Source organism: Mycobacterium sp. NGS49, assembly GCF_059812565.1.
The window spans coordinates 59,450-74,374 of record NZ_JCALCX010000018.1 but is presented as its reverse complement, the minus strand read 5'-3'; the positions used below and the strand labels follow the sequence as shown (position 1 = coordinate 74,374).

Here is a 14,925-nt window from a genome sequence, read left to right as displayed (position 1 = left end):
ATGTCGGCAGAGGTCGCCGTGCCCGGTTCCGAAGATGGGGTCGCGGCGTCGCCCGAGGGCTGCAATAGCAAAGGACTCGCCTCAGGAACCGTGGGCACCTTCTCCGGGGCGATCCTGGGAATCGCTTGTGTGGCACCCGGTTACACGCTGACGGCCAGCATCGGCTTGATCGTGGCCACCGTCGGGCTCAAGATGCCGGCCATCTTCATCGGTGGCTTCATCCCGATGTTCCTCACTGCGTTCGCGTACCGGGAACTCAATGCGGACACCCCAGACTGTGGTGCTTCGTTCACCTGGTCCACCAAAGCGTTCGGGCCCTATGTCGGGTGGATGTGCGGCTGGGGCATGGTGACTGCGACGATCATCGTGTTGTCCAACCTGGCCGCGGTGGCGGCGAACTTCTTGTACTTGTTTCTCGGCGCCTTGTTTCATGATGCTGCCCTCACCGCGTTGGCGGCCAACAAGTGGGTTGACATCGCGACCACGGTGTCGCTGCTCGGGTTGGCCGCGTGGGTGTCGTGTCGTGGTATCGAAACCAGCGAACGCTTGCAGTGGGTGCTGGTGTGCTTCCAGATGGCCGTGGTTCTAGGCTTTGCGGTCGCTGCCGGCCTGTCCGTCAACCGTGGACACGCGCCGGTCGCCGTTCACTTCAGCGCCGAATGGTTCAATCCGTTCGGCGGCATCGGTGTCGGCGCCGTGGCGCTGGGAGTGACCGGCTCTGTCTTCGCCTTCTGGGGTTGGGATACCTGTCTGACCCTTGGCGAGGAATGCAAGGATCCGCAGGAGGTGCCGGGCCGAGCCGGGATGCTCTGCGTGATCACAATCCTGCTGACCTACCTGCTGGTCAGCACGGCGATGATGATGTACGCCGGGGTGGGGTCACAGGGGCTCGGCTTGGGGAACCCGGCAAACGCCGACAACGCTTTCGGCGCCCTCGCGGAGCCGGTACTCGGTCGCTGGGGGAGCCAGCTGCTGTTCCTGGCGATCCTGGCATCCTCGGCGGCCAGTCTGCAGACAACCTTCCTGCCCGCGGCGCGTTGCATGCTCGCTATGGGCGCTTACAAAGCGTTTCCGCAGCGGCTGGCCAAGGTCAGTTCCCGATCCGTGCCCTTGCATGGCACCGTTGTAGCCTGTGTTGCCACCAGCGCCTTCTATGGACTGGCGCGGTTGTTGTCGGCGCGGACGCTACTGGATACGATTGCGACACTGGGCATTCTGGTGTGCTGGTACTACGGAATCACCGCGTTCGCCTGCGTCTGGTACTTCCGCTCGGTGCTGCTCGACAGTCTGCACAATGTCGTGTTCAAGTTGCTGTTCCCGCTGCTGGGCGGATCACTGCTGGCTCTGGTGTTCGTGATTTCGATCATCCAGAGCACCGATCCCCGCCACGGCAGCGGTGCTTCGATCGACGGTATCGGTCTGGTGTTCTTCCTGGGATGCGGCATCTTGTTGCTCGGGGCCGCCCTGATGGTCGTGATGCGAGCCCGTCAGCCCGATTTTTTCCTCGGCCGCACTTTGACACGGGGCACCGAGTCTCGGCCCTGCGACAGTCTCGGCCGGAAAAACGATGAATCGCAAGACAACTGAAGAGGTGACGAGATGTCTGACAAGAATAGATTCCTCAACATCATCAACGGCGAAGTGAGGGCCGCCGCCGATGGCCAGGCTATGGACATCGTGAATCCGTCGACCGGACAGGTCTACGCGTCAGCGCCCAATTCCACCGCGCGCGACGTGGATGATGCCTTCACCTGCGCCGCGAAAGCGTTCGAGACCTGGCGCTGGTCCACGCCGGGCGAACGGCAACGCGCGTTACTCAAGCTCGCGGACGCCATCGAGGACCATGCCACAGAACTCGTCGCGATCGAGAGCGAGAACACCGGAAAGCCAGTCGGTCTCACCATGTCCGAAGAGATACCGGCCATGGTCGATCAGATCCGGTTTTTCGCCGGGGCCGCAAGGGTTTTGGAGGGTAGATCGCAGGGGGAGTACATGCGCGGCTACACTTCCTCGATTCGACGCGAGCCGGTCGGTCCGGTTGCCCAGGTTGCGCCGTGGAACTACCCGATGATGATGGCCGTGTGGAAGCTCGCTCCCGCGCTGGCTGCCGGTTGCACCGTAGTGCTCAAACCCTCGGATACCACTCCGGCGTCGTCCTTTTGGATGGTGAACAAGATGCAGGAGATCTTTCCGCCTGGAGTGTGCAATCTGGTATGCGGCGATCGCGAAACCGGTGCGGAATTAGTTGCCCACCCGGTGCCGCAGATGGTCTCGATCACCGGGTCGACCAGGGCCGGCATGGCTGTCGCAGCTCGGGCGGCGGAAGGTATCAAACGGCCCCACCTGGAACTTGGCGGCAAGGCGCCGGTGATCATCTTCGATGACGCCGACATCCCGGCTGCCGTCGAAGCGCTCACGGTGGCAGGATATTTCAATGGTGGCCAGGACTGCACCGCTGCCACCCGGATCATCATTCAGGACGGCATCTACGATGACTTCCTGGCGGCGATGACTGAGTCGGTGGCCACCACCAAGACCGGATACGATTCGGCCGACAGCGATATTCTCTACGGCCCGATCAACAACAATAATCAGATGCAACATATTGCCGGCTTGGTGTCGCGCACCCCGGCTCATGCGCGAATCTTGGCCGGCGGCCGAGCGATTGACGGCGCCGGCTTCTTCTATGAACCAACCCTGATCGCCGACCTGGAACAGGACGACGAGTTGATCCAGACCGAGATTTTCGGACCGGTCGTTACGGCGCAGCGATTCTGCGACGAGAAGCAGGCCGTCGCGTTCGCGAACGGCACGGTTTACGGTCTGGCGTCCTCGGTGTGGACCAGCAATGTCGATACGGCGGCCCGGATGACCGCCCAGCTGGACTTCGGGTGTGTGTGGCTCAACACTCACATACCTCTGGTGGCCGAGATGCCCCATGGTGGATTCAAACATTCCGGCTATGGGAAAGACCTCTCGATGTACGGCTTCGAGGACTACACCCGCATCAAACACGTGATGCACTATCACGGATTTACGGGCTGATCCGGCCCGGATCATCACCTGCGAGGTCACGTCGAGTGTTATCTCCTTGGCGCTCGGCTCGGCGGATGCGTTGGTGGTTTCGGGATGCGGTTGGGTCCGGGGTGGCCTCGGGTCTCGTCGGAGCGCACGGTGGCCGCGCCGGCAGACGTGGATGTCGCCAGCAGACGCCTTCCAGGACCCCGGCCGGCCCAGGCCGCGGAACCGACGCCGACGTCACCTGGCGATCGCTATGATGAGCCCACTCGGCTCGCGAGCCGGAACCCGCCGCCCGAACCTGTTCTCCCGCTGTCCGGTACCAGACCCGATGGAGGCACATGTCGCAGGTAGTTGCGGCGCCCGAAGTCTTGGCGGGTGCGGCGGTGGATGTGGCCGGCATCGGCTCGGCGATCAATGCGGCCCGTGCCGCCGCGGCGCTACCGACCACCAGCGTGATTGTCGCGGCCCAGGATGAGGTTTCGCTGGCGATCGCCGCGTTGTTCGGCTCCTATGGGCAGGCCTATCAACAGTTCGGCGCGCAAGCCGCGCGGTTCCACCAGCAGTTCGTCCAGACTCTGGCCGCCGCCGGGGCATCGTATGCGGCTGCCGAGTCCGCCGGCGCCTCGCCGTTGCAGGCGGCAGAACGATTCGTGTTGGGGGCGCTGAATGCTCCGGCCGAGGCGTTCTTGGGGCGGCCGTTGATCGGTGATGGTGCTGCCGGGACGGCGTCGAGTCCCAACGGGCAACCCGGGGGGTTGTTGTACGGCAACGGCGGTGCGGGATTCAGCTATACCGGCGGCACCACGACTCAGACCGGTGGTGCGGGGGGTGCGGCGGGGCTGATCGGGGCCGGCGGGGCCGGCGGGGCCGGCTGGCTGGGTGGCGCCGGTGGCGCCGGGGGCCATGGCGGTTACCTGTTCGGCACCGGCGGTGCCGGTGGGGCCGGCGGGAGCGGAGCGCCGGGGGCGGTGGGTTTCAACGGCGCCAACGGCGGGACCGGCGGGGCCGCGGGCCGGGCCGGGTTGTTCGGGGACGGCGGGGTCGGCGGGCGCGGTGGCCACGGTGGGGCCGCGGGCGGTCAGAACGCCACGACACTGGTCAGCGGCACGGCCGGCGGCAGTGGCGGTGCCGGCGGGACCGGTGGCGCCGGCGGGTTTCTGTATGGCGCTTCGGGAGCCGGTGGCGCCGGTGGGAGCGGGGGCGACGGTAACGCCGCCGCCGGAGGTCGCTATGGCGGGACGGGCGGCGTCGGCGGGCTGGGCGGTGTCGGCGGGTTGTTGGTCGGGCCGGGCGGCGACGGCGGCACCGGTGGGGCCGGCGGGGCCAGTGGGCTGGTGAGTGGCGGAGCCGGCGGCACGGGCGGCACCGGTGGAACCGGGGCGTTGCTGTTCGGGACCGGCGGGACCGGCGGAGTGGGTGGCACGGGCGGCAGTGGCAGCGTTATCGGCGGGTCCGGCGATGGCGGGGCCGGTGGCGCCGGAGGCGCTGGCGGGGCCGGGGGCTGGTCCTATGGCAATGGTGGTGCCGGCGGGACCGGCGGCACCGGCGGCGACTCCTACGAACCGGGCCATTCCGGAGGTAACGGCGGAAGCGGCGGTAACGGTGGGGCCGCCAGGCTGATCGGCACCGGCGGCCCCGGTGGACTGGGCGCCACCGGCGGGGCCGGCGGACCGGCCGCAGGCTTGGTAGGACAGGGAAACGCCGGCGCGGGTGGACTCGACGGCGTCCCCGGAACCACCGGGCTGGCGTTCGGCGACCCCGCCGCGCTCGCCGGCACCTGGCGCGCCTCCGGTTCCTCGCTGCAACAAGGTGTGCTGGGGGCGCTGAACTCCCCGACCGAGGCGTTGTTGGGGCGGCCGTTGATCGGTGACGGTGCCGCCGGGACGGCCTCGAGTCCCGACGGGCAACCCGGGGGGCTGTTGTACGGCAATGGCGGTGCAGGGTTCAGCTTCACCGGCGGCACTACGAGTCGGGCCGGTGGAGCGGGGGGTGCGGCGGGATTGATCGGGTCCGGCGGGGCCGGCGGCTCCGGTTGGTTGGGTGGCGCCGGTGGGGCGGGTGGCCATGGCGGCTACCTGTTCGGCACCGGCGGGGCGGGCGGGGCCGGCGGGATCGCCGCGCCGGGGGCGGTGGGCTTCAACGGGGCTAATGGCGGAACCGGTGGGGCCGGAGGCAGGGCCGGGCTGTTCGGGGACGGCGGGGCCGGCGGCCGGGGCGGCCAGGGTGGAGCTGCCGGCGGTCAGAACGCCACGACACTGGTCACCGGCGTTGCCGGCGGCAGTGGCGGTGCCGGCGGCGTCGGAGGCGGTGCCGGGTTGCTGTATGGGATTTCGGGAGCCGGTGGCGCAGGTGGGGCCGGAGGTGGCGGTAATGCCACCGCCGGCGGTTTGCATGGCGGGGTGGGCGGTGCCGGCGGCGTCGGAGGTGTGGCCGGGTTGTTCGGGCCGGGCGGCGACGGCGGGCCCGGCGGGGCCGGGGGGGTCAGCGGGTTGGTCAGCGGCGGGGCGGGCGGCACCGGCGGCACCGGCGGGTTGGGGGCATTGCTCTTCGGGACCGGCGGAGCCGGTGGAGCGGGCGGCATGGGCGGCAGTGGCGAGGCCGGAGGCGGGTACGGCGACGGCGGTCCCGGCGGCGCGGGCGGTGCCGCCGGCAACGGCGGCAGCCCCAACAACGGCGGCGTCGGCGGGGCCGGCGGGACCGGCGGCAACTCCTATGAGGCCGGCCATTCCGGAGGTAACGGCGGTAGCGGCGGTAACGGCGGGGCCGCCGGGCTCGTCGGCGACGGCGGAGCCGGCGGACTGGGCGCCGCCGGCGGGGCCGGCGGACCGAGTGCCGGCCCGGTGGGACCGGGAAATGCCGGCGCGTCCGGACTCAACGGCGTCCCTGGACCCGACGGCGGCTGAGCCGCGGTGCTGACGCCTTAATGACCCGACCCAGCCGCCGCCCGCGACTCCAGCAGGCGGTTGCGCACCAGGTGCTCGACGAGAATCGGGACGAATTGCTGCACGGGAGCGTCCACGAACCGTTGGGCGGCGTCTTCACACCACTGCAGGATCTGCGGCCGGAGTCTGGTAGTGAGCTGTTCGTCGCCTCGGCCTTCGTGCTGAGCCAATTTCTCTGCGACGTCGGCCACCGATCGGGCGACCAGGGAACGGGTCGCGGCGGCGGCGACGTCGTCGTCGGCGCGGGCCTCTTCGAGGGCCTGTTGGCCGCCCTCGTCGCTGGCGTCCGGTGAGATGACGTTCAGGGTCAGGTGATGACCGTCTTCTCCGATCAGGATGACGCTGTCCGGCTCGTCACCGCTGAAGCCCAGCAGTTCGACGGCGTGCCCGGCCACCTCGAGCACGCGGGGTGCGTCGTCCCAGCTGTTGTGGTGGTAGCCCACCATCGCGATCGGCCCCAGCCGTTCGGCCAGCGACGCCACCAGGCCCGGTAGCTCGTCGGCCAGCCGCGTCGAGCGCGGCCACCAGGCTCCGTCGGTGTGCTCGGAAACCGGCCGAAATGGCTTGACTTTCAACCGAGTTGGGCGTTGCATCGGTTACCGCCTGTCCAGTGAGTGCCCTGAGTGACCCCACGGTACGGTTGTCACGAATAGCCCGCGAGCGCAGCGGTCGAACAACGGGCGAACTTTCGGTTAAGCGCTTGCATCACTTGAGAAGTCGAGCAAGGCGCGCGACCCTACGGCGTTGTCGTCGACAATCCGCGCACCGGTGACCGCAAAGCACGTTGCCGCGGCCGCCTGCACTTGCGGCGACTCGTGCAATCGCCCGCCGCACCCGGTGCGCCGCCACCACCATGTCTGGTGAAAGCAGCCCGCAAGCGGTTGGCGGTGGATAGTCTGCACCCGATGGAGCCCGCACTGATTAGCGTTCGTGAGGCCTTGGGGCCGGCGCGGGTGCGCGTGCATGGCGGACCGGTACTGGCCGAACTCGTCGGTCGGTTCGGGCCCCGGGCCGGTGCGAAGGTGCTGGCCGGTGAAGTTGTGGACGCCGCCGGCGGGGTGGTCGACCGCACAACGGTGTTGCCCGCCGGCTCGAGCGTCTACCTCTACCGGGATCTGCCCGACGAGGTGCCGGTGCCCTTCGACATTCCGGTGCTCTATCGCGACGACGACATCGTGGTCGTCGACAAGCCGCACTTTCTGGCCACCATGCCGCGCGGCCGGCACGTGGCCCAAACCGCGCTGGTGCGGTTGCGCTGCCATCTCGGCCTGCCCGAGCTGAGTCCGGCCCACCGCCTGGACCGGTTGACCGCCGGGGTGTTGCTGTTCACCACCCGCCGCGCGCTCAGGGGCTCCTACCAAACACTTTTCGCACGCGGGGTGGTGCGCAAGACGTATCTGGCCCGGGCTGCGGTAGACCCCGCGCTGGCGCTGCCGCAGGTGATCCGGAGCCGAATAGTCAAGCGACGCGGGCGTTTGCAGGCCGTGACAGAACCCGGACCGGTCAACGCCGAGACGTTGGTGGAATTGTTGTCGCGCGACGGCCTCTACCGGCTGACGCCGCGCACCGGCCGCACCCATCAACTGCGGGTGCACATGGCCGCGCTCGGCGTACCGATCACCGGAGACCCGTTGTATCCCAACGTAATCGACGTCGCGGATCACGACTTCAGCACGCCACTGCAATTGCTGGCCCAGCGCATCGAGTTCCCTGACCCGGTAACCGGGTCGCACCGTGAGTTCATCAGCCGCCGAGAGGAATTCTGGTCATGACCGAAGACAACGCACTCGTCATCGTCGCCGGGTATCAGGACATCGAGACAGCGCGTAGCGACTTCGAGAACCTCACCGGCCGCGCCAACGCCAAGACCCTGCCGTTGCAGGGTGCGGTGCTGGTCGGCAAGGACGCCGAGGGCAACGGCGTGCTGTTGGACACCGGCAACAAGCTAGGTCGCCGCGGCGCTGCGTGGGGCGCGGGCGCCGGCCTGGCCGTGGGCCTGTTCTCCCCGGCGTTGCTGGCCACCGCCGCCTTCGGGGCCATGGCCGGCGCGCTGGCCGGCACCTTCGCCAATCACCGGATCAAGAGCGGGCTTGCCGACGAGATCGGTGCGGCGCTGTCGGCGGGCAGCGCATTGATCATCGCGGTGACGCCGGCAACCGGCCGGCTTCCGGTGGAACAGACGCTGTCCGGGTCACCGATGAAATCGGTTGCCGAGCTGAGTCGTTCGACGCTGCGGGCGCTGGGTTCGGCGCTGGAGGAGGCGATGGGCAAGTTCAATCCCGATCGCACCAGGCTGCCCATCCCGCAACGCACTTTCGGCGGTACCGTCGGCCGCACCGTCGCCGAGTCGGTCGGGGACTGGACCATCGTTCCGGGCGCCGCCGCGCCGGACAACGCGCCAAACGTGCTGATCGTCCTGATCGACGATGCCGGTTTCGGCGGTCCCGACACCTTCGGCGGTGGCATCAGCACCCCGGCACTGTCTCGGGTGGCCGAGAACGGCCTGGCCTACAACCGTTTTCATGTCACCGCCGTGTGCTCGCCTACCCGCGCGGCGCTGTTGACCGGGCGCAACCACCACCGGGTCGGCTTCGGGTCCGTTTGCGAGTTTCCCGGTCCGTACCCGGGCTATGCGACGGTCCTGCCCCGCAGTTGCGCGGCGTTGCCGCGCATCCTGCGCGACAACGGTTATGTGACAGGGGCTTTCGGCAAGTGGCACCTGACCCCGGATAACGTCCAAGGTGCGGCCGGCCCGTTCGACAACTGGCCGCTGGGGTGGGGATTCGACCACTTCTGGGGCTTCCCGAGCGGTGCCGCCGGACAGTACGACCCGATCATCACGCAGGACAACACGGTCATCGGCATCCCGGAGGCTCCGTCGGGCGACCGGCCGTACTTCTTCCCCGACGACCTCACCGACAAGGCCGTCGAATGGCTGCATACGGTGCGGGCCCAGAACCCCACCAAACCGTGGATGATCTACTACTCGACCGGGGCCACCCACGCCCCGCACCACGTGTTCAAAGAGTGGGCCGACAAGTACCGGGGCCAGTTCGACGAAGGCTGGGATGTCTACCGGCAAAAGACATTCGAACGGCAGAAGCAGCTGGGTATCATCCCGCCGGATGCGGAGCTCACCGAGCGGCCGGACCTGTTCCCGGCCTGGGACAGCCTCACCGACAGCCAGCGCAAGCTCTATGCGCGCCAGATGGAGGTGTTCGCCGGGTTCTCCGAGAATGCCGACTACAACGTCGGCCGCCTGCTCGATGCGATCGACGATCTCGGCGAGTCCGACAACACGCTGGTCATCTACATCTGGGGTGACAACGGCGCCAGTATGGAAGGCACCAACACCGGTTCGTTCAACGAGATGACGTTCCTCAACGGACTGGACCTGGACGCCGACCAGCAGTTGGCGCTGATCGAGCAATACGGCGGGATCGAGGCACTCGGCGACGAGTTCACCGCGCCGCATTTCGCCTCGGGATGGGCACATGCCAACAACACCCCATTCCAGTGGGGCAAGCAGATGGCCAGCCACCTGGGCGGCACCCGTGACCCGATGGTCATCGCCTGGCCGAGCCGCATCCGGCCCGACGGCAAGCCGCGCGCCCAGTTCACCCACTGCATCGACATCGCGCCAACGGTGTTGGAAGCCATCGGATTACCGGTGCCGACCAGTGTGGACGGGGTGGAGCAGGAGCCGATGGACGGCACGAGTTTCCTGCAGACATTCGACGACCCGGCGGCCGAAGAGCACCGCACCGTGCAATATTTCGAGATGTTCGGCAGCCGCGCCATCTACCAGGACGGGTGGTGGGCGTCCGCCCGGCTGGACCGGGCGCCGTGGGATCTGTCACCGGAAACCATGCAGCGTTTCGCCCCCGGCAACTACGATCCGGACCAGGACACCTGGGAGCTCTATTACCTACCCGAGGATTTCTCGCAGGCCAAAGACCTTGCCGCCGAACACCCGGACAAGCTCGCCGAACTGCAGCAACTGTGGTGGGAGGAAGCCGAGCGCAACCGGGTGCTGCCGCTGCTGGGTGGTCTCGCGGTGATGTTCGGCGACCTGCCACCGCTGCCCACCACCACCCGGTTCACCTTCCAAGGCGGCGTACAGAACATCCAGCGCGGCATGGTCCCACGCATCTACGGCCGCTCCTATGCGATCGAGGCCCGGGTCAGTGTCCCGGAGGATGCGCAGGGGGTGGTAGTCGCCAACGCCGATTTCATGGGCGGGTTTGCCCTGTGGGTGGACGAGCAGCGCCGGCTGTGCCATACCTACTCCTTCCTGGGCGTCGAGACCTATCGCCAGGTGTCCACCGAACCGATCCCTACCGGCGAGGTCACCGTGAGGATGATGTTCGAGTCGGAACAGCCCGTCGTCGGATCGGGTGGCCGGGTGACCTTGTGGGCCGGTGACCGCCAGATCGGCGAGGGGGAACTGCCCCAGACCGTGAGCCTGTCATTCACCTCCTACGCGGGCTTGGACGTCGGCCGCGACAACGGGCTCGTCGTCGACCGCGACTACGAGGACAAGGCGCCGTATGCGTTCACCGGGACCGTCCGGGAAGTCGTCTTCGACCTCATGCCCGTCGCGATCGAAACCGAGCAGGCGTTACACGAACACGCCTCGATCCAGGCAGTGGGGCAGGGGGCGGCCGGTTAGCCCGGGCTGCCCAGCAGGTCGCTCAGCCCGTTCTGGATACCCGTATCGATCTGTTCGTGCGGGGTGCCGCGGGGCTGGAACATGGCGCCGCCCTCGCAATTGCAGTTGAGGACACTGAACGGGTTGGGGTCGGCGCCGGCCGGAGCGGCGGCGAACACCGAGGCACTCAGCGCCAACACAAGGCCGAACACTACTTTCGCGATCAATGAATCACTCTCCGTGATATGCGTCCCGAAAGTGTATGCGGGCCAAGCCGGCACCCGCGTTACGACTCCGTAAATGTTGGCTAGGAGGAGTGGTGCCGGGGGCAGTACGCGGCGATGCTGACGCCGACGAAGTAGCCCGCGTGATAGCCGTCCAGATTGCTGCTACTGGTGATGTCGTTGGCGACATCGGCCTTCTGCCTGCCGCCGTCGAGTTCGTTGCAGACCTGGTGGGCGGCGAGAATGGCGGCGTTGGGCGACCCGAAGTTGATGTTGTGCGCCTGCAGGGCATTGAGGAACTGGCTGTCGACGGCATCGGCGAAAGCCGCAGGTGCCGGCAACGCCGTCATGAGGCCGAGTAACCCGACCACCAGTCCGGCACCGATCGCGGGTGTCCGCGGGCCGGGCTTACGCAGGCAGCGGCTGGCCATGCCGGCACCTCCTGGCGGTCGAGACGTAACAAGATGCTTACCGGGGGATCATCGCACGTAACGACACCGTACGAAGCGCATCCCTATCAAGTGCGTGACGCTGGTGGCGCGATCTGTCCGGACCGTGAACCCGGCGGAAACTGCAGTTGAAATCATCAAATCCGAACAGGTTGAGCCGCAGTCGACAACAAATCCCGACGATCCGAACTTGTTACGATGCCGCATGATTGCGCAGCAGACCGCGGTTTCGGCGGTACCCGTCAAGGAATTGAATTGACTCACAATCGGTTCGGCGCCGCTTTGGCGATCCTGGCCGTCGTCGCCGCGACGGTGTCGGCGTGCGCCGGGGACAATGGCTCCGCGTCCAAGAGCGACTCCTCCCCAACCCCGGCGGCGACGGCGGACTGCCCTGGCCGGCCTACCCTGAAGGCCAGCGGTTCCACCGCGCAGGCCAACGCGATGGCCCGGTTCGTCAAGGTGTTCGAACAAGCCTGCCCGGGCCACACGCTCAACTACACCGCCAACGGGTCCGGCGCCGGAATCAGCGAATTCCTGGGCGGCCAAACCGATTTCGCCGGATCGGATTCCCCGCTGGGCAAGAACGATTACGCCGGGGCGCAACAGCGCTGTGGGTCACCGGTATGGAATCTTCCGGTGGTTTTCGGGCCGATCGCCATCGCCTACCACATCAGCGGAGTGACGTCGCTGAACCTGGACGCTCCGACCGCGGCCAAAGTCTTCAACGGCGCGATCACCGGCTGGAACGATCCCGCGATCCAGACGCTGAATCCCGGTGTTGCGCTGCCCGCCGAGCCGATCCGGGTGGTGTTCCGCAGCGACCAGTCCGGAACGTCGGACAACTTTCAGAGGTATCTCGATACCGCCGCCGGTGACGCCTGGGGCCGGGGCGCCGGAAAGGTGTTCAACGGCGGCGTCGGAGAGGGCGCGGCCGGCAGTGACGGAGTGGCTGGGGCCGTCTCCCGGGCAGAAGGCTCGGTCACCTATGTGGAATGGTCCTTCGCGCTGGCGCAGCGCCTGAACGTGGCCAACGTCGTCACATCGGCGGGTCCGGACCCGGTCGGCATCGACACCGGCTCGGTGGGCAAGACGATCTCGGCCGCCTGGTTCGCCAGGGAGGGCAACGACCTGGCCTTCGACACCATCTCGTTCTATCGGCCGAACCTGCCCGGCGCCTATCCGATCGTGCTCGCCACGTATGAGATCGTGTGCTCGAAGTACCCGGATGCGCAGGTCGGCGCCGCCGTCAAGGCGTTCCTGCAAAGCGCCACCGGGGCGGGTCAGAGCGGTCTTGCCGACAACGGCTACGTGTCGGTGCCCGACGAGTTCCGGTCGCGCCTGGCGACCGCGGTCAATGCGATCTCATAGTCGCCGACGCCCAATGTTCCTGGGTATTTCCCTTCCTCGTCAACGCGCCGTTTCGCAAAAATTCACCTGAGTTGACATTGTGTATGGCATGGATTTCATCGGCCTGCCACCTGAGGTCAGCTCCGCGCTGATCCACTCGGGCCCCGGCGCGGAACCACTCATCGAGGCCTCGTACGCCTGGCAGCAACTGGGGTACGACCTCGAGGAGTCTATTCGCGCCTACCGGCCTGTGCTGGCATCGGTGACCGAAGCCTGGCACGGCCCGGCGTCGACCGCGATGGTCCAGGCGGTGGGTACCTACCTGACCTGGCTGGGTGCTACCGCGCAGCAGTGTCTGGCGATGGGTTCGTCGGCGCGCGCCGCCGCGGGAGCCTTCGGGTCGGTGCAGGCCGCGGTGGTGCACCCGTCGGTGGTCAGCGCCAACCGGCTGCAGCTTGCGCGACTGCTGGCCAGCAACGGCCTGGGCAAGAACCTCGGGGCGATCGCCGAAACCGAGGCGCAGTACGAGCGCATGTGGGTGAGTAACGCCGCGGCGATGTATCGCTACCAGGCGGCGTCGGCGCAGGCCCTGCAGTTGCCGGCATTCACGTCGCCGCCGCTGATCAGCACGCCGGAAGGACCCGCGGCACAGGCCGAAGCCGTGCACACCGCGTCGGCCTCGGCCACGTCGACCGGCGTGACGTCCGCGCTCGCCAATGCTGGCGCCGCGGCGGCACCCGCTGACGCCATTGCGCCACCAGTGTCCCCGGTCGACACGATCCTGCAGGCGATCGGCGTCACCTTCGACCCCAACCAGGGTTGGTTCGGGTTGGCCAACACCTATATGAACCAGTGGATCTCGTCGGGCTTCCCGATCAATCTGCTGAGCTACTTCGCGCAGTTCAGTTCCGCCCAGGCGCTGCAGTCCGTGGCTCCCGACATCGCCGCGGGGCTCTCGGAGGGCGAATCGGCGCTGGGAGCGGCAGCGGACAGCCTGTCGGACACCGCGGCGAGCCTGGGCGCGGCCGAACCGGCAGCGGCGATGGGTGTTGCGGTGTCGATGGGAAACCTGTCGGCGCCGCCGGCCGCTACCGCGGTGCTGACCGGCGCGCACATGCCGGTGCAACTGGCGTCGGCGGCGTCGCCGCTGCCCGCGGCAGATGTTGCTGGCGACGGGTTCCCGATGCTGCCGCCCCTGATGGCGCCACCCATTTCGGCGGGTAGCGGCTGGCGCAAGCGCAAGGAGCCGAAGTACGAAGACCTCGCAATGGGTCTTGAGCTGAAGGGCACTTTCATGACCCGTCCGCCCTCAGCGGGGTGAGCGCAGGCGCCGGGGTCGATCAAGCCAGAGCTATCGGTACGTTTGACGGCATGCCGTGGGCGCGAATGCTCTTGCTGGCCGTTGTGCTCGTCTGTCTGGTCGGGTGCAACGAGCGGCAGATCGCGGCGGCACGCGCGCGGGATCAGGCCGGAACCTTCTCCTATAACGGGCTGAACCGGACCTACCTGGTCCACCTACCGCCGGGCCCGCCCGTCGGCCTGGTACTGAACCTGCACGGCGGCGGCGGGACCGGCGCCGGCCAGCGCGGGCTGACGGGGTTCGACTCCGTCGCCGACGCCAACGGCTTGCTGGTGGTCTATCCCGACGGCTATGACAAGAGTTGGGCCGACGGGCGGGGTGCGGCGCCGGCCGACCGCAAACGTCTCGATGACGTAGGTTTCCTGGTCTCACTGGTGATCAAACTGCGCGACGAATACAAGGTTCCCCCCGGGCATGTATTCGCCACCGGCATGTCCAATGGTGGATTCATGTCCAACCGCCTCGCCTGCGAGCGCGCCGACATTTTCGCGGCGATCGCACCCATTTCCGGCACGCTGGGCGTCGGGGTGGCGTGCAACCCGTCCCAGCCGGTCTCGGTGCTGGACGCGCACGGCACCGGCGATCCGGTGGTGCCCTACAACGGCGGTGACGTCCGCGGCAGGGGCGGGCTCAGCCACGCGATCTCGGTAGGCAGCCTGCTCGACCGGTGGCGGGCGGTCGATCGGTGTCAGGGTCCGCCGTCGGTGGAGGAGCTGCCACCTGTCAACGACGGGACCGTGGTACGCCGCTACGACTCCGGAGCGTGTGCCGAAAACACTGAAGTGGTGCTCTACCGGATCGAAAAGGGCGGGCACACCTGGCCGGGCGGCAAGCAGTATCTGCCGCGGACCGTCATCGGGGCGACCACCCAGGTGTTCGACGGCTCGCAGGTGGTCGCGGAGTTCTTCCTCACGCACGGCCGCGACTGAAC

Annotated in this window: 12 protein-coding genes; 9 read left to right on the top strand and 3 right to left on the bottom strand. The window is 67.8% G+C overall.

The window, feature by feature from the left end; translation table 11 throughout:
• The 3 genes from AC5Y7D_RS19635 to AC5Y7D_RS19625 all read left to right on the top strand — a co-directional run bounded on the left by AC5Y7D_RS19635 (position 1) and on the right by AC5Y7D_RS19625 (position 5,924).
• Positions 1–1,587, top strand: coding sequence for an APC family permease (locus AC5Y7D_RS19635; protein WP_499926876.1), 1,587 nt, complete (start codon positions 1–3; stop codon positions 1,585–1,587).
• A gap of 12 nt (positions 1,588–1,599) precedes the next feature.
• Positions 1,600–3,045, top strand: coding sequence for a gamma-aminobutyraldehyde dehydrogenase (locus AC5Y7D_RS19630; protein WP_499926874.1), 1,446 nt, complete (start codon positions 1,600–1,602; stop codon positions 3,043–3,045).
• Between the two features lie 314 nt (positions 3,046–3,359).
• A complete protein-coding gene (locus AC5Y7D_RS19625; RefSeq protein WP_499926872.1) occupies positions 3,360–5,924 on the top strand; it encodes a PE family protein in 2,565 nt (854 codons plus the stop codon).
• Between the two features lie 17 nt (positions 5,925–5,941).
• On the opposite strand, the gene AC5Y7D_RS19620 is transcribed toward AC5Y7D_RS19625, so the two are convergent.
• Positions 5,942–6,556, bottom strand: a complete 615-nt coding sequence (locus AC5Y7D_RS19620; protein WP_499926870.1) for a DUF5994 family protein — start codon at positions 6,554–6,556, stop codon at positions 5,942–5,944.
• 312 nt (positions 6,557–6,868) lie between these two features.
• Between AC5Y7D_RS19620 and AC5Y7D_RS19615 the strand changes: the two genes are divergently transcribed.
• Together AC5Y7D_RS19615 and AC5Y7D_RS19610 are read left to right on the top strand one after the other, a co-directional pair.
• Positions 6,869–7,735 (top strand): pseudouridine synthase, encoded by an 867-nt coding sequence (locus AC5Y7D_RS19615; protein WP_499926868.1) that lies wholly within the window; start codon positions 6,869–6,871, stop codon positions 7,733–7,735.
• Positions 7,732–10,635: a sulfatase-like hydrolase/transferase gene (locus AC5Y7D_RS19610; protein WP_499926866.1), complete on the top strand. Its 2,904-nt coding sequence runs from the start codon at positions 7,732–7,734 to the stop codon at positions 10,633–10,635. Before AC5Y7D_RS19615 ends, AC5Y7D_RS19610 begins: the two co-directional genes overlap by 4 nt.
• Here AC5Y7D_RS19610 and AC5Y7D_RS19605 read toward each other — a convergent pair.
• Both AC5Y7D_RS19605 and AC5Y7D_RS19600 read right to left on the bottom strand, forming a co-directional pair.
• Positions 10,632–10,841: a hypothetical protein gene (locus AC5Y7D_RS19605; RefSeq protein WP_499926864.1), complete on the bottom strand. Its 210-nt coding sequence runs from the start codon at positions 10,839–10,841 to the stop codon at positions 10,632–10,634. The genes AC5Y7D_RS19610 and AC5Y7D_RS19605 overlap by 4 nt on opposite strands.
• A gap of 80 nt (positions 10,842–10,921) precedes the next feature.
• Positions 10,922–11,269 (bottom strand): DUF732 domain-containing protein, encoded by a 348-nt coding sequence (locus tag AC5Y7D_RS19600; protein WP_499926863.1) that lies wholly within the window; start codon positions 11,267–11,269, stop codon positions 10,922–10,924.
• A gap of 94 nt (positions 11,270–11,363) precedes the next feature.
• Here AC5Y7D_RS19600 and AC5Y7D_RS19595 point away from each other — a divergent pair, with 94 nt between their 5' ends.
• The 4 genes from AC5Y7D_RS19595 (at position 11,364) to AC5Y7D_RS19580 (ending at position 14,923) form a co-directional block, all read left to right on the top strand.
• Positions 11,364–11,546 carry a hypothetical protein gene (locus AC5Y7D_RS19595; protein WP_499926861.1) on the top strand — a complete coding sequence of 61 codons (183 nt, stop codon included), beginning with the start codon at positions 11,364–11,366 and terminating at the stop codon, positions 11,544–11,546.
• Complete coding sequence (gene pstS, locus AC5Y7D_RS19590; protein ID WP_499926860.1) at positions 11,543–12,655, top strand: phosphate ABC transporter substrate-binding protein PstS; 1,113 nt, start codon at positions 11,543–11,545, stop codon at positions 12,653–12,655. The genes AC5Y7D_RS19595 and pstS overlap by 4 nt, the downstream gene beginning before the upstream one ends.
• Positions 12,656–12,743: 88 nt before the next feature.
• Positions 12,744–13,955: a PPE family protein gene (locus tag AC5Y7D_RS19585; RefSeq protein WP_499926858.1), complete on the top strand. Its 1,212-nt coding sequence runs from the start codon at positions 12,744–12,746 to the stop codon at positions 13,953–13,955.
• Positions 13,956–14,005: 50 nt separating this feature from the next.
• The gene (locus AC5Y7D_RS19580; RefSeq protein ID WP_499926856.1) at positions 14,006–14,923 is read left to right on the top strand and encodes an extracellular catalytic domain type 1 short-chain-length polyhydroxyalkanoate depolymerase; all 918 of its coding nucleotides are present in this window, start codon (positions 14,006–14,008) and stop codon (positions 14,921–14,923) included.
• The last annotated feature ends 2 nt before the right edge of the window (positions 14,924–14,925 follow it).